Below are 13,108 nucleotides of genomic sequence, written 5' to 3' on the forward strand. Positions count from 1 at the left end.
CGACGTGGCCGGTGGAGCAGGCACTGGTGGCCGCTCGGTGACCTCACGCGCGCTGGGGGTGCTCGACGCCTTCGACGCCGAGCACCCCCGGCTCACGCTCTCCCAGGTGGCCGAGCGCTCGGGCACCCCGCTGACCACCGCCCACCGGCTCCTCGCCGAGCTCGCCGCCTGGGGTGCGCTGGCCCGCCGCCCCGACGGCCGCTACGAGATCGGCCGGAAGCTGTGGGACCTCGGACTGCTCGCGCCGGTGCAGCTGGAGCTGCGCCAGGTGGCCAGCCCGTTCCTGCTCGACGTGCACACCGCCACCCGGGACACCGTGCACCTGGCGGTCCGCGACGGCACCAAGGCGCTGTACGTGGAGCGGATCTCCGGCCGCGAGTCGGTGCCGGTGGTCAGCCAGGTGGGCAGCCGGCTGCCGCTGCACGCCACCGGGGTGGGCAAGGTGCTGCTCGCCTCCGCCCCGGACGACGTGGTGGAGCAGGCGCTGGCGCAGGCGACCCGGCAGACCCGGCACACCGTGGTCGACCGGCGGCTGCTGACCCGCGAGCTGGCCGAGGTGCGCCGCCGCGGCCTGGCCCGGACCGCCGAGGAGATGTCCCTGGGCGCGGCGTCGGTCGCCGTCCCGGTGACCGTGGACCGGCCCGCCGGCCCGGTCGTCGTGGCCGCCCTGGGCATCGTCGTCCCGGCGCACCGGCGGGACGTCGGGCGGCTGTCCCCGGTGCTGCAGGTGGCCGCCCGGGGCATCGGGCGGGCGCTGCGCGGCAGCGAGCAGTTCCGCTGACGGCTTCTGCTGGGCGGGAGCAGCGGGTCGCCGGGGGCCGGTAGCGGGGGTCACACTCCGACCGTGCGCACCCAGGTGGGGATCATCGGAGCCGGGCCGGCCGGGCTGCTGCTGTCCCGGCTGCTGCAGTTGCAGGGCATCGACACGGTGGTGCTGGAGAACCGCTCCCGGGAGTACGTCGAGGCGCGGATCCGGGCCGGCATCCTGGAGCAGCACACGGTGCAGACGCTGGTCGACGCCGGCGTGGGCGACCGACTGCAGCGCGAGGGGCTGCCGCACGACGGCATCCACCTGCAGCACCCCGGCGTCCGCCACCACCTGGACTTCCCGCAGCTGTGCGGCCGCCGGGTGTGGGTCTACGGCCAGACCGAGGTCGTCAAGGACCTGGTCGCCGCCCAGCTGGACGACGGCCCGCCGCTGCTGTTCGAGGTCTCCGACGTCCGGCCCGAGGACGTCGAGAGCGACGCACCGCGGATCCGGTTCACCGACGCCGACGGCGTCCCGCAGGTGCTCGAGTGCGACGTGGTCGCCGGCACCGACGGCTTCCACGGCGTCTCCCGCCCGGTGGTCACCGCCGGTGCCGGGGGCCGCACCTGGGAGCGCACCCACCCCTACGCCTGGCTGGGCATCCTGGCCGACGTCCCGCCGAGCGCGGACGAGCTGGTCTACAGCTGGCACCCGGACGGGTTCGCGCTGCTGTCGATGCGCTCGCCGTCGGTGTCCCGGCTCTACCTGCAGGTCGACCCCACCGAGCGGATCGAGGACTGGTCCGACGACCGGATCTGGGACGGGCTGACGACCCGGTTCGCCCTGGACGGCTGGGAGCTGCGGACCGGCCCGGTGACCGAGAAGTCGATCCTGCCGATGCGCTCGTTCGTCAGCGCACCGATGCGGCACGGCCGGCTCTTCCTCGCCGGCGACGCGGCGCACATCGTGCCGCCGACCGGCGCGAAGGGCCTGAACCTCGCCGTCGCCGACGTCACCCTGCTGGCGCAGGCGCTGGTGCGATGGCTGACCGAGGGGCAGACCGACCTGGCCGACACCTACTCCGACCGGGCGCTGGCCCGGGTCTGGCGGTCCACGCACTTCTCCTGGTGGATGACCTCGATGTTCCACCGCTCCGGCGACGACCTGGACGCCGAGCTGCAGCTCTCCCAGCTGCGCCGGCTCTGTTCCTCCGAGACCGCCGCCCGCGAGCTCGCCGAGAACTACACCGGCCTCCCCCTCGACACCTGAACCTCCCCGAGGGAGTCGGCTGCCTGCGTCGGGGCTGGTCGATCCGGCCCGGCGCTGTCCAGCGCGTCGGACGGCGGATTGGCAGGGTCCGCCCATCGGGGTCGACGAGTCGACTCGTCAACTGTCAGAGTCATCGGACTCCCGGCGCGAGCTTCGGTGACTTCTGCCCAGCGCGCAGCCGGACGCGGACCGGTCCTCCCCACTAACTTCCAGTACATGCTCTCGACGCTCTTGATCATCGCCGGCGTGTTCGTGGGGCTGTTCGTCCTGCTCTCCCTGATCGTGCACCTCAGCGCACGGCCGGCGACCCGGGCGCAGTCGACGGGCCCGCGCACCACCCCCTGGGTCGCGGACTCCGGGCAGCCCCACCCCGACGCCTGGTCGCCGCTGTCCACCACCAGCACGCAGATCCGCGCGATCCGCTGACCCCGGCGCTCCCGGCGGCCACCGGCGGTCTCCGCCGTCCCGGCTAGGCTCCGCGCGATGACCAGCGACTCGCCCCCGCTGCAGGTCTACCCGATCGGGCAGCTGATCGGCGTGCGCGCGGTCGTGGGCCAGTTCGACGTCCGCGTCGGTGCGGCCCTGCACAGCCTCAGCGCCGCGGAGTTCGGCGTGTGGGCCATGGCGCACGGCCCCGCCGACCACGTGGCCCGCCCCTGGACACCGGAGGCCCTGGCCGAGCAGGCCGCCTCCGTGGGCCTGCCCGACTGCACCCGGCGGCTGACCGACCTGGCCGAGCAGGGCCTCGTCGCCCTCGCCGCGCCGGGGACGCCGTCCGCCCGCGAGCTCGCCGACCGGGTGCGGATGGTGCCGCTGGTGCTCGGGCTGGGCAACAGCGCGGAGGCACCCGACGCCTACTCCGTCGGCCTGCCCGGCCGCCCGCTGGCCGTGCTGTCGGCCGCCGCCTACGACCTGTTCGAGTGGGCGCACATGGAGACCAGCCTCTGGCACGCCTGCGAGGGCGCCGCGGCGACCGCAGCCCGGGTGGGGATCACCGACACCACCGCCACCGACCCGGAGGCGCTGCTCGCCTCGCTGCTGGGCGACCTGCACCGGCTGCTGACGCCGAACGCGGTGCACCTGGACACCTGGGCGGTCAGCTGATGTACACCGAACCGCTGGTCTTCCCCCTGGGCCACCCCATGGGGCCCTTCCACCAGCACCGCGGCGAGCCACCGGCCTACTGGGTCGTCCGGCTCGGCTGGGACAGCCCGCTGCTGCCCGACCAGGCCAGCGCCGACGTGTGGCGGCTGGCGCACGGGCTGCCCGAGCGGGTGCACGACGAGCCGTGGACCCGCTCGGCGCTGCGCGAGGCGGCGCTGGAGGCCGGCATGACCGACAGCGACACCGTGCTGGACACCCTGGTGGAGCGCGGCCTGGTGGTGGAGCTGACCCCCGGCTCTGCGGAGGCCACCGAGTTCGCCCGCACCCACCGGGTGCAGTCGCTGCTGCTCGGCCTCGGCCAGCCGGCCGACCGGCCCGGCGTCGACGGCATCGGCCTGCTCGGCATGCCCCCGCTGGCCCAGGTGCACCCGGCGACCTACGAGTTCTGGCAGTGGGGCCACCTGTGGCCCACGCTGGCCGAGGCGGCCGACGGGCTGGCCGAGATGGCCGCCCGGGACCCCCAGCACACCCGCCACCAGGCCGATCCCGTCGCGGTGCTCGACCGGCTGTTCCGGGAGCTGCACGGGCTGCTGTGCGGCAACGCCGTCTACCTGGACCGCTCGCTGGCCGTCGCCGACGCCGCCCGCAACGCCTCAGGCTGACCCGCACCCACCCCCTCAGCCGCCGGTCATCAGCTCGGCGGCCCGCTCCCCCACCGCCACCGCCGTCGCCGCGGGGCCCCGGGAGGGCACCCGCGGCAGGACCGAGGTGTCCACCACCCGCAGGCCCTCGACCCCGCGCACCCGCAGGTGCTGGTCGACCACGGCGCCCGGGTCCGACGCCGGCCCCATCCGGGCGCTGCCGGCCAGGTGGACGGCGGTGGCCAGGTGCGTCCGGACCCAGCGGTCCAGCTCCCGGTCGTCGGCCAGGACGTGGTCCGGCAGGCCGGTGCGCTCGGCCACCAGGGGCGCGAAGGCCGGTGTGCGCAGCAGCTCGGCAGCCAGCCGGACCCCCGCGCGCAGTCGCTCCCGGTCCGCGGCCGCGGTCAGGTAGCGGTACCGGATCCGCGGCTGGACCAGGGGGTCGGCGCTGGTCAGGGTGATCTCCCCCCGGCTCTCCTCCTGCTGCAGGCCGACCGCGAGGTAGAGGTCGTCCCGCCGCCGGGCGGTGTCCAGCAGCCGGGCCGGGGAGGCCCCCCGCAGCGCGCGCAGCGTCGCCCGCGGACGGCGCAGCAGGTCGACCGCGCCCGAGCGCCCCGCCGCGCGGGACGTCATCACCCGGCTGAACGGCTTGAGCCACGGCATGACCTCGAGGTGGTCGGCGGTGTTCAGCGCGGTGGCCAGCGGCAGCAGGTCCCGCGGCATCGGCGTGCGCCGCGCGGGCCGCCAGGTGACGTAGACGTCCGGGTGGTCGGTGAACTCCTGCCCCACCCCAGGGACGTCGGCCACCACGTCGACGCCCGCCGCCCGCAGCCGGTCGGCCGGGCCGATCCCGGACAGCAGCAGCAGGTGCGGCGAGCCGACCGCGCCGGCCGCCAGGACCACCTCGGCAGCGCGCACCGGCCCCTGGTCGGTCTGCACCCCGACCGCCCGGCCGCGCTCCACCAGCACCCGGGTCACCCGGACGCCGCCGCGCACGGTGAGCCGCGGGGAGTCCCGGCGGGGGGACAGGTAGGCCATCGCGGTGTTCACCCGCACCCCGCCGGCGACGGTGAACGGCACCGGCCCGTGCCCGGGCGGGGCGTCGCCGTTCTTGTCCGGCTCGGCGGGGAAGCCCAGCGCGTCGCAGGCACCGGCGAACGCGTCGGTCACCGGGTGCGGCCGGTGCACCCGGGTGACCGGCAGCGGGCCGGAGGCACCGTGCCCGGGCCGGTGCCCGAAGTCGGCGTCGGACTCGCACCGGCGGAAGGCCGGCAGCAGCGCGTCGGCGGACCACAGGTCGTTGCCCTCGGCCGCCCAGCCGTCCAGGTCGGCCCGGGTGGCCCGGATGAAGTAGGTGCCGTTGAGCGCGCTCGACCCGCCCAGCACCCGGCCGCGCGGCACCGGCCAGCGCAGGTCGTCGGTGAGCTCCCCGGTCAGCTCCCAGTTGGCCGGGTGCCCGGGGGTGGCCGCGCCCATGGTGGTGGCGTCCCGCAGCACCGCCGGGAAGTCCTCGGGACGGCGGTGGTCGGCACCGGCCTCCAGCAGCAGCACCCGCCGTCCGGCGTCCACCAGCCGGGCGGCCAGCGGGCACCCCGACGACCCGGCACCGACGACCACCACGTCCCACTCGCCGGTGGTCAGCACGCCGTCCGTCATGGCGCCGTCCGGCGGTCAGGCACGGCGCACCCGGTCGCCGTCGTCGGCCACCCGGCCCTCGGCCCGCAGCTTGTCCAGCGTCGCCCGCGTCGACTGGGCGGCGGCCGGCCACACGCTGCGCGGCACCGCCGCGTAGACCGTGGCGACCAGCTCCGCCACCGTCCGCGGCCCGTCGGCGAGGACGTCGAGCAGCTGCTGCTCCCGGTGGGCCCGGTGGGCGAGGTAGAAGCGCAGCACCGCCCCCGGGTCCTCGGTCAGCTCCGGGCCGTGGCCGCAGTACAGCGCCGAGGGCCCCAGATCGTGCACCCGGCGCAGCGACTCGAGGTAGGCCAGCACGTCACCCTCGGGGTGGGTGACCACCGAGGTGCCGCGGCCGAGCACGTGATCGCCGACCAGCACCGCACCGGAGGCGAGCCGGAACGCCAGGTGGTCGGCGGTGTGCCCGGGGGTGGCCACGACGTCCAGGGTGGTGCCGGCCAGCCGCAGCGTCTCCCCCGGCTGCAGCAGGCGTCCGCCGGGGCCGGCGACCTCCGGGCTGGCCGCGGCCACCGGGGCGCCGAAGCGCCGACCCCAGGGCAGCGCCGCCTCGGCGTGGTCGCCGTGGTGGTGGGTGACCAGCACCGCGACCACCCGCGCACCGCGCGCGGCGGCGGCAGCCTCGACCGCGGCCAGGTGCGCCGGGTCGTCGGGGCCGGGGTCGACGACCACGACCTGGCCGGAGCCGGGCTCGCCCACCAGGTGGGTGTTGGTGCCGTCCAGGGTCATCGGCGACGGGTTCGGCGCCAGCACCCGGGTCACCAGCGGCTCGGGCTGCGCCACCGGCTCCATCGCACCCGGGGCGGGCAGGTCCCAGCCGGTCCGGGGGTCGACGGGGGCGGTCACCCGCGCGACGGTATCCGGCCTCCCGCCGTCCCCGCGTCCCGAGCCGGTCACATCGTGGCCGGTCGCCGTCCGCGGCCGGCGGTTAGCGTGGGCACATGCGTCTTCCTCCCGTCCTCGCCTCCGGGGTCTCCGCGGCCGCGGCCCTCGTCCTGCTGACCGCCTGCGGCGGCGACGACTCCGCGGAGTCCTCGGCGAGCACCTCGTCGTCGTCCGGCGCCGGCTCGTCGTCGGCCACCTCGAGCGCCCCGGAGACCGCGGTCGAGGGCGGCTCCAGCGACGAGGAGGTGCAGGCGTTCTGCAGCCAGGCAGAGACCGTCTTCACCGAGCTGGACACGGCCTTCGAGGGCGCCAGTGACCCGGCACAGCTGCCGGCGCTGCTGCAGCAGGCCACGGACGCCTTCGAGTCGGTGGACCCGCCGGCGGAGATCGAGGGGTCCTGGACCGCCTTCTCCGACTCGCTCGGCGGCCTGGCGGACAGCGCGGCCAGCACCGACCTGACCACGCCCGAGGGGCTCGCCCAGTTCCAGCAGGAGTACGAGCAGCTCACCGCCGACGCCACCGCCGCCCAGGGCGACGTGGAGCAGTACGTGACCGCCAACTGCCCGGGGGCCGGGGCCAGCCCGACCAGCTGACCCCGCCGACGACGACGGCCCGGCACCTCGCGCAGAGGTGCCGGGCCGTCGTCGTCCGTGGTGCGGTCAGCAGCCGCTGATGTTGATCCCGCGGGCCCGCAACCAGGGCACCGGGTCGACCTGACCGCCGTACATCGCCCCGCCCGGGTGCACCTCGAAGTGCAGGTGCGGTCCGGTCGACTGGCCCCGGTTGCCGACCTCGGCGATCCGCTCGCCGGCCGCGACCCGCTCACCCGCGCGGACCGAGTAGGTGTTCACGTGGCCGTAGACGGTGACCGCGCCGTCGTCCCCGCGGATGTAGACGGCGAGCCCGAAGCCGGTGGCCGGGCCGGCCCGCTGCACCACCCCGGCGGCCGCCGCGTAGATCGGCGTGCCGATCGGGGCGGCGATGTCGACGCCGTAGTGCGTGACCCCCCAGCGGGCGCCGTAGCAGCTGCTGGTGCGGCCGATGGCCGGGCGCACGTAGCCCGCGCCACCGGAGTCGGCGACCTCGGCCTCGGCCTGGGCGGCCGCGGCGGCAGCGGCACGCGCCCGCTCCTCGGCGAGCCGGGCCGCCTCCTCCTCGGCCGCCTTCTGGGCCAGCCAGGTCTGGTAGGCGTTGCGCGCCCCCTGCAGCTGGAGGAGGGCCACCTGGGCGTCCTGCAGCTGCTGGTCCAGCTGCGCCTTCTGCGCCGCCACCTCGTCGAGGGCGGCCTGCTGGCCGGCCAGCTGGGCGTCGGCCTCGGCCTTCGCCGCCGCGGCGGCCGCCTCGGCGCCGGCGGCCTCGTCGCGAGCCGAGCGCGCCGCGGCCTCGGCGGTGGCCTGCGCCACCTGCGCGGACTCCAGCACGTCGAGGACGTCGACCTGGTGGTCGCCGACGTAGGCGAGCAGGGCGGCCTTCTGCACCAGCTCGGACGGCCCCTCGGCGTCCAGCAGCGCCATCCCGCTGGACAGCTCACCGCTGTTCTTGTAGGAGTCCCGGGAGTACTCCGCGATCCGGGCCTGGGCCGCGACGACGGCGTCGGTCGCCGCCTGCAGCTGCGCCGCGGCCTGGTCGGCGGCGGCCTGGGCGGCCAGCCGGGCCTCCTCGGCGATCAGGTACGCGGTGCCGGCGGCCTCGGCCTGCCACTGCACCTGCTGCAGCCGGGCCTCGGTCGCGGCGACCAGCGCGGCGATCCGGCCCACCTCGGCGGCTGCGGCGTCCTGGGCCGCCTGCGCGCCGGTGATCTGCTCGTCGCTCGGGTTCTCCGGCGCCGCCTGCGCGGTGCCGCCACCGGCGCCGACCAGCACGGCGGACACCACCGTGGCCAGCGTCGCCGACACGAGCCGGGAGGTGCGCCGCCTCGGCGGGGGTCCCGGAGCACGGGAGGAGAACCCGCGCTCCGGGCGCAGCAGACGCTGCGACATGGTCGCTCCCTGGGGAAGGGGGATGGGGGTGAGCACCTCGAGGGTCGCACCCACACCATGAGTCCCAAAGGCAACACGCGGCGCAGTCGCTACATCACTGACTGCGACTGATCAACCCCCCGGCGGACGCTCCAGCTCCTCCGCGAGCTGGGTCAGCTCGTCGCCGCCGGCCATCATGTCGGTCAGCTGCTCGCGGGTCAGCTCACCCTTGGCGAAGTCGCCCATGCTGCGTCCCCGGTTGAGCAGCAGGAACCGGTCGCCGACCGGGTGCGCGTGGTGCGGGTTGTGGGTGATGAACACGACGCCCAGCCCCCGGTCCCGCGCCTGGGCGATGTAGCGCAGCACCACCGCGGCCTGCTTCACCCCCAGCGCCGACGTCGGCTCGTCGAGGATCAGCACCCGGGCCCCGAAGTGCACCGCCCGGGCGATCGCCACCGACTGCCGCTCCCCACCGGAGAGGGTGCCCACCGGCTGGTCGGGGTCGCGGATGTCGATCCCCATCGCGGCCAGCTCACGCCGGGTCACGTCCTTCGCGGTGGCCCGGTCGAACCGGCGGAACGGGCCCCAGCCCGTGGTCGGCTCCGAGCCCAGGAAGAAGTTCCGCCAGATCGCCATCAGCGGGATCATCGCCAGGTCCTGGTAGACCGTGGCGATCCCGGCGTCCAGCGCCTCCCGCGGCGCACCGAACTCCACCGGCGCACCGTCGAGCAGCAGCTGGCCGCGCGTCGGTCGGTGCACCCCGGCCAGCACCTTGATCAGCGTCGACTTGCCGGCCCCGTTGTCCCCGAGCACGCAGGTGACCTCGCCGGCCCGGACGGCGGTGGAGATGCCGTCCAGGGCGATGACCGAGCCGAAGTCCTTGCCGATGCCGCGCAGCTCCAGCAGCGGTGCCCCGCCGTCCGTCGTGCCGCTCTCCCGTCCGGCGCGGGTGGCCCCCCCGCTCATCGCCGGGCCGCCTCGGCGTAGCGGCGCACCAGCCGGTTGGTCAGCACCGCGAGCAGCAGCATCGCCCCGAGGAAGAAGTAGAACCAGTCGGCGTCCCAGTTCAGGTAGACGATCCCCTGCTGGGTCATCCCGAAGATCAGCGCCCCGAGCGCCGCGCCGACGGCCGAGCCGAAGCCGCCGGTCAGCAGACAGCCCCCGATGACCGCCGCCACGATGTAGATCAGCTCCTGCCCGGTGCCGGTGTTCGCCTGCACCGACGTCAGCCGCACCGCGGTGATCGAGCCGACCAGCCAGGCGGCCCCCGCGGTGGTCATGAACAGCGCGATCGTGGTGCGCCGCGCCGGCACGCCCACGTTGCGGCTGGCCACCTCGTCGCCACCGGTGGCGAACACCCAGTTGCCGAACCGGGTGCGCAGCAGCACCCAGCTGGCCACCGCGGTGAGCAGCAGCCACCACACGATCGCGATCCGGAAGGGCTGCCCGAAGACGCTGATCGTGGAGGACAGCAGCAGCTCGGCGGAGTGGTAGCCGGGCGCGTCGGCCAGCCCCCGCACCTGGACGGTGCCGGTGAACAGCTTGGTCAGCCCCAGGTTCAGGCCCTGCAGCATCAGGAAGGTGCCCAGCGTGATGATGAAGCTGGGCAGACCGGTGCGGGTCACCAGCCAGCCGTTGAGGAAGCCGATCGCCAGCGCCAGCACCAGGGCCGCGGCGATCGCCACCCAGATGTTCTGCCCCAGCTCGACCGCGACGATCCCGACCGTCAGCGCGGTCGTGCCGGTCATCACGCCGGCGGAGAGGTCGAAGTGCCCGCCGATCATCAGCAGCGCGACGGCGACCGCCATGATCCCCAGCGTCGAGGCGACGTCCAGCCAGTTGGCCACCCCGCTCAGGGAGCGGAACACGTCGGACTGGGCAGAGAAGAACGCCAGGATGGCGATCGCCCCGATCAGCGACCCGATCTCCGGCTTGACCAGCAGCCGGCGCCCGAGGCCGACGGACGCGACCCGCTCGTCGGTGCGCGCCGTCCGGTCGGCCGGCGCCTCGCGGGTGGCGCTCAGCGGGTGCCCGCCGATGCGAGCTCGGCGATCTCGTCGACGTTCTCGCTGTCGACGATCCCCGGACCGGTGAGCACGGCCTGGCCGCCACCGACGGTGTTGAGGTTCTCCGCGTAGAGCTTGAGCATCACGATCGGCAGGTAGCCCTGCTCGAACTGCTGCTGGTCGACCGCGAAGGCGACCGAGCCGTCCTGGATGGCGGCGATGACGTCGCCGTTGAGGTCGAAGGTGGCGATCTCCACGTCGGCCCCGGCGTCCGAGGCGGCGGCCGCCGCGACCGGCGCCACGGCGGAGTTCAGCGTGAGCACGGCGTCGATCGAGTCGTCGCTCTGCAGCTGCGAGGTGATCGTCGACTGTGCGGACTGCAGGTCGTTGATGTCCACCTGCAGCAGCCGGACGTCGGTGGCCAGGCCCTGGGAGGCACCGGCGCAGCGCTGCTCCAGGCCGATGTTGCCGGCCTCGTGGACGACGCACAGGACGTTCTGCGCGCCGTCGGCGGCCAGCCGCTGCCCGGCGCCGATGCCGGCGATCGTCTCGTCCTGGCCGACGTGCCCGATCGCGCCGAACTCGGCCGACTGGGCCGCGCCGGAGTTGATGGTGACCACCGGGATGCCGGCCTCGACCGCCGCGGTGATCGAGTCCTGCAGGGCGTCGGGGTTGGCCATGGAGACCACGATGCCGTCGACGTCCTGGTTGACCGCGGCCTCGATGAGCTGCGACTGGCGCTGGGGGTCACCGTCGCTCTGGTAGTCCACGCCGACGCCCAGGTCCTCACCGGCGGCCTCGGCGCCGTTCTGCACGACGTCCCAGAAGGCGTCCCCGGCCGAGCCGTGGGTGACGACGGCGAAGTCCAGGTCGCCCGAGGCGGAGGCCCCGCCGCTGTCCCCGCCGCTGTCCCCGTCGCCGCCGCCGGAGTTCTCGGTGGAGCAGCCGACGAGCAGCAGGGGCGCTGCCAGGGCGAGTGCGAGCAGCCGGGTGGGTCGAGCCATCGTGTGCCAGTTCCTCAAGGTCGTCACTCCTGTGTGGCGGCGCAGCACTGCCCCGCTGGTCCGCTCCTCCACGCCCCTGGACTCGGGGCGTCTGGGGGGAGTCTGCGGCACCAGGGTGCGCCGGCGCCTGTCGTCAGCCCCTGATCATGCCCGGCCGCACCGCCCGACACGGCACTGACCTCCTGATCGACACCAGGTCGTTGCCCGCGGGCCCCCTCGCCGCACGCCGCCGGCCCCGCGCGAGCGCACGCGCGCGTGGGACGGCGACCGCGCGCCTAGGCTGCCCGACGTGGACGTGATGGCCTCCGGGCACGAACAGGTCGTCTTCTGCTCCGACCCGGAGTCGGGGTTGCGCGCGGTGATCGCGGTGTACTCCACCGCGCTCGGGCCGGCACTGGGCGGCACCCGCTTCTTCCCCTACGCCTCCGAGGAGGCCGCGGTCGCCGACGCGCTCGCGCTGTCCAGGGCGATGGCCTACAAGAACAGCTTGGCCGGCCTGGACCTGGGTGGCGGCAAGGCGGTGATCATCGGCGACCCGCGCACCGACAAGACCGAGGTGCTGCTGCGGGCCTACGGCCGGTTCGTGGAGAGCCTGGGCGGCCGCTACCTCACCGCCTGCGACGTGGGCACCTACAACGCCGACCTCGACGTCGTCGCCCGGGAGACCCGCTTCGCGCACGGCCGCTCGGAGGCCTTCGGCGGCTGCGGCGACTCCTCGGTGCTCACCGCCTTCGGCGTGTTCCAGGGCATGCGCGCGGCCGCGCAGCACCGCTGGGGTGCGCCCACGCTGGCCGGCCGCACGGTCGCCGTGGCCGGGGTGGGCAAGGTCGGCAGCTGGCTGGTCGACCGGCTGGTCGCCGACGGCGCGTCCGTCCTGGTCACCGACGTCGACCCGGGCGCCGTGGCACGGGTGCGTGCCCGGCACCCGCAGGTCACCGCCGTCGCCGACACCGAGACCCTGGTGCGCACGCCGCACGACGTCTACGCCCCGTGCGCCCTCGGTGGCGCACTGGACGACGAGACGGTCGCCGCGCTGCCGGCCGAGATCGTCTGCGGTGGGGCCAACAACCAGCTGGCCCACGAGGGGACGGCGCAGCTGCTGGTCGACCGTGGCGTGCTGTACGCACCCGACTACCTGGTGAACGCCGGCGGGGTCATCCAGGTCGAGGACGAGCGGCACGGGTTCTCCTTCGCCCGGGCCGAGTCGAAGGCCACCTCGATCTTCGACGTCGCGCTCCGGGTGTTCGCCGCCGCCGACGCCGAGGGGGTCTCCCCCGCGGTCGCCGCCGACCGGCTCGCCGAGGAGCGGATGCGCTCCGTCGGCCGGCTGGCGACCATCCGACTGCCCCGCTGAGCCCGCCGGGGCGGGCCTGGAGACCCGTTCCGGCTGAGACCTCGGCCACGGATCACCTCCCGACGAGGGGGCTGGGGGGTGGGACGCGTGCCCGTGACCGATACGTGTCGTAAGCTCGGCCCAGGACACAGTCACTCAGTCGGGGTCGCCACACGGGCCGTCCAGCCCTGTGCTGGGCGACCCGAACTCCGTCACGAGGGGGTCGAGCCATGGGGCGCGGCCGAGCGAAGGCCAAGCAGACACGCGTGGCCCGTGAGCTCAAGTACAGCTCACCCAACACCGACCTCACGGCCTTGCAGCGCGAGCTCGCTGGTCAGCCGTCGTCGTTCCCCTCGCGGGGGGCGAAGGACGACGACGAGGAAGAGCCGTACGTCGGTGCTTGGTCACAGGACGACGAGGACGACGACTGGGCTGCCAGCCGTTGACCAGCTGAGCCCCCGGGCCCAG

At 75.0% G+C, this 13,108-nt stretch carries 14 protein-coding genes; 8 read left to right on the top strand and 6 right to left on the bottom strand.

Annotation, left to right across the window (positions count from 1 at the left end):
• The first annotated feature begins 37 nt into the window (after nucleotides 1–37).
• The 5 genes from HLA93_RS11175 to HLA93_RS11195 all read left to right on the top strand — a co-directional run bounded on the left by HLA93_RS11175 (nucleotide 38) and on the right by HLA93_RS11195 (nucleotide 3,783).
• Nucleotides 38–781: an IclR family transcriptional regulator gene (locus HLA93_RS11175; protein WP_308128066.1), complete on the top strand. Its 744-nt coding sequence runs from the start codon at nucleotides 38–40 to the stop codon at nucleotides 779–781.
• A 63-nt stretch (nucleotides 782–844) separates the two neighbouring features.
• A complete protein-coding gene (locus HLA93_RS11180) occupies nucleotides 845–2,017 on the top strand; it encodes a 4-hydroxybenzoate 3-monooxygenase (RefSeq protein WP_222194459.1) in 1,173 nt (390 codons plus the stop codon).
• Between the two features lie 216 nt (nucleotides 2,018–2,233).
• On the top strand, nucleotides 2,234–2,443 hold the full coding sequence (locus HLA93_RS11185; protein ID WP_222194460.1) for a hypothetical protein: 210 nt from the start codon (nucleotides 2,234–2,236) through the stop codon (nucleotides 2,441–2,443).
• A 57-nt stretch (nucleotides 2,444–2,500) separates the two neighbouring features.
• Nucleotides 2,501–3,121 carry a hypothetical protein gene (locus HLA93_RS11190; protein WP_222194461.1) on the top strand — a complete coding sequence of 207 codons (621 nt, stop codon included), beginning with the start codon at nucleotides 2,501–2,503 and terminating at the stop codon, nucleotides 3,119–3,121.
• Nucleotides 3,121–3,783 carry a hypothetical protein gene (locus HLA93_RS11195; RefSeq protein WP_222194462.1) on the top strand — a complete coding sequence of 221 codons (663 nt, stop codon included), beginning with the start codon at nucleotides 3,121–3,123 and terminating at the stop codon, nucleotides 3,781–3,783. Before HLA93_RS11190 ends, HLA93_RS11195 begins: the two co-directional genes overlap by 1 nt.
• A gap of 15 nt (nucleotides 3,784–3,798) precedes the next feature.
• On the opposite strand, the gene mftG is transcribed toward HLA93_RS11195, so the two are convergent.
• Nucleotides 3,799–5,418, bottom strand: a complete 1,620-nt coding sequence (mftG, locus tag HLA93_RS11200; RefSeq protein ID WP_222194463.1) for a mycofactocin dehydrogenase MftG — start codon at nucleotides 5,416–5,418, stop codon at nucleotides 3,799–3,801.
• A 15-nt stretch (nucleotides 5,419–5,433) separates the two neighbouring features.
• Nucleotides 5,434–6,300 carry an MBL fold metallo-hydrolase gene (locus tag HLA93_RS11205; protein ID WP_222194464.1) on the bottom strand — a complete coding sequence of 289 codons (867 nt, stop codon included), beginning with the start codon at nucleotides 6,298–6,300 and terminating at the stop codon, nucleotides 5,434–5,436.
• Nucleotides 6,301–6,395: 95 nt separating this feature from the next.
• Between HLA93_RS11205 and HLA93_RS11210 the strand changes: the two genes are divergently transcribed.
• A complete protein-coding gene (locus tag HLA93_RS11210; RefSeq protein ID WP_222194465.1) occupies nucleotides 6,396–6,932 on the top strand; it encodes a hypothetical protein in 537 nt (178 codons plus the stop codon).
• A gap of 66 nt (nucleotides 6,933–6,998) precedes the next feature.
• On the opposite strand, the gene HLA93_RS11215 is transcribed toward HLA93_RS11210, so the two are convergent.
• The 4 genes from HLA93_RS11215 to HLA93_RS11230 all read right to left on the bottom strand — a co-directional run bounded on the left by HLA93_RS11215 (nucleotide 6,999) and on the right by HLA93_RS11230 (nucleotide 11,307).
• The gene (locus HLA93_RS11215; protein ID WP_222194466.1) at nucleotides 6,999–8,318 is read right to left on the bottom strand and encodes a M23 family metallopeptidase; all 1,320 of its coding nucleotides are present in this window, start codon (nucleotides 8,316–8,318) and stop codon (nucleotides 6,999–7,001) included.
• A gap of 111 nt (nucleotides 8,319–8,429) precedes the next feature.
• Nucleotides 8,430–9,263 (bottom strand): ATP-binding cassette domain-containing protein, encoded by an 834-nt coding sequence (locus HLA93_RS11220; protein ID WP_222194467.1) that lies wholly within the window; start codon nucleotides 9,261–9,263, stop codon nucleotides 8,430–8,432.
• A complete protein-coding gene (locus HLA93_RS11225; protein ID WP_308128067.1) occupies nucleotides 9,260–10,165 on the bottom strand; it encodes an ABC transporter permease in 906 nt (301 codons plus the stop codon). The genes HLA93_RS11220 and HLA93_RS11225 overlap by 4 nt, the downstream gene beginning before the upstream one ends.
• A gap of 152 nt (nucleotides 10,166–10,317) precedes the next feature.
• Nucleotides 10,318–11,307, bottom strand: a complete 990-nt coding sequence (locus HLA93_RS11230; RefSeq protein ID WP_222194468.1) for a substrate-binding domain-containing protein — start codon at nucleotides 11,305–11,307, stop codon at nucleotides 10,318–10,320.
• 298 nt (nucleotides 11,308–11,605) lie between these two features.
• Here HLA93_RS11230 and HLA93_RS11235 point away from each other — a divergent pair, with 298 nt between their 5' ends.
• Together HLA93_RS11235 and HLA93_RS11240 are read left to right on the top strand one after the other, a co-directional pair.
• Nucleotides 11,606–12,661, top strand: coding sequence for a Glu/Leu/Phe/Val family dehydrogenase (locus HLA93_RS11235; protein WP_246626490.1), 1,056 nt, complete (start codon nucleotides 11,606–11,608; stop codon nucleotides 12,659–12,661).
• Between the two features lie 209 nt (nucleotides 12,662–12,870).
• Nucleotides 12,871–13,086 carry a DUF3073 domain-containing protein gene (locus HLA93_RS11240; RefSeq protein ID WP_222194470.1) on the top strand — a complete coding sequence of 72 codons (216 nt, stop codon included), beginning with the start codon at nucleotides 12,871–12,873 and terminating at the stop codon, nucleotides 13,084–13,086.
• Nucleotides 13,087–13,108 lie beyond the last annotated feature (22 nt).

This window comes from Modestobacter italicus, assembly GCF_019799965.1.
GTDB lineage: Bacteria > Actinomycetota > Actinomycetes > Mycobacteriales > Geodermatophilaceae > Modestobacter > Modestobacter italicus_A.